Here is an 861-nt window from a genome sequence, read left to right as displayed (position 1 = left end):
TGATTTCAGAAAATTTTGAGTAGCTGCTGGTGCTTCTTTTCGCCGTTTAATACCTATTGTAATATGTGATTCTTTTATTTCTTTGTATGAAATATTACTTTATGGTACTGGAAATTTTTATTAGAGTAAGTTCTCCTTGTATTTTCGTACTTTTAGTGAGGCTATGCCAATGGGTACTGTTAAAATATTGTTTAAGCAGCTATGCAAATGATACTTCAATAGATTTATCTTGGTTTAGGCTTAGGAGGTATAATGCTTTGTAATTCGGCAAGTGCACTTTTGTAGTTTTCAACAAACTTTCGTATTCCATAGGTTCCGTGGATTCTAATACGTTGCCCATGACCAATCCGCACATGCCATATAATTTTACCATAGTGTGTGATTTCTTTGACAAGATGAGGAGGGTGTGCTTTGGGCATGGCAACTTCATATCAATAAATTAAAAAACTTCCAATTTATCACCTCGTGATTGGATAAAAAGTTTCTTCTTTTATGGAATTCCCAGTCTATGTTTGAATCGTCCTCTGGCTTAGAAAGTGAGGTGCACAGAGCGTGAAAGGAGATAAATAAAAATTTATTTAAGATGATAATGCTATGTGACAACAGATGGATCTTCGAGTTTATATTTTTCAGATTCACGCCGTAGCATGTAAGATTCAGTGGGTAATATTTAAGAAAATTAGAGATTTCTATGAGATATTTCATGAAGGAAGTCTTTTTGTGTCTGCAAAGAGGGCAGAGTGATTTGTTTTATGTGCTATTTTTTTCTGTAGGGCTTGCGGAAAACGCATAGCAGTGCAAAAATAACTTCATGTCTCATCGTATCGATAATTTACCGAACGTATTTAATTTACCGTTTAA

General features: G+C 34.3%; 1 pseudogene. It reads right to left on the bottom strand.

Features of this window, described 5'->3' with window-relative positions:
* A pseudogene (locus tag ACFIO5_RS11000) lies at positions 1–419 on the bottom strand (tyrosine-type recombinase/integrase); the annotation flags it as partial.
* Between the last annotated feature and the right edge of the window lie 442 nt (positions 420–861).

The sequence above is a fragment of the Bartonella sp. AA86SXKL genome (assembly GCF_042196885.1).
Note: the sequence above shows the minus strand (reverse complement) of the source record. Positions and strands in the feature narration are given on the sequence as shown.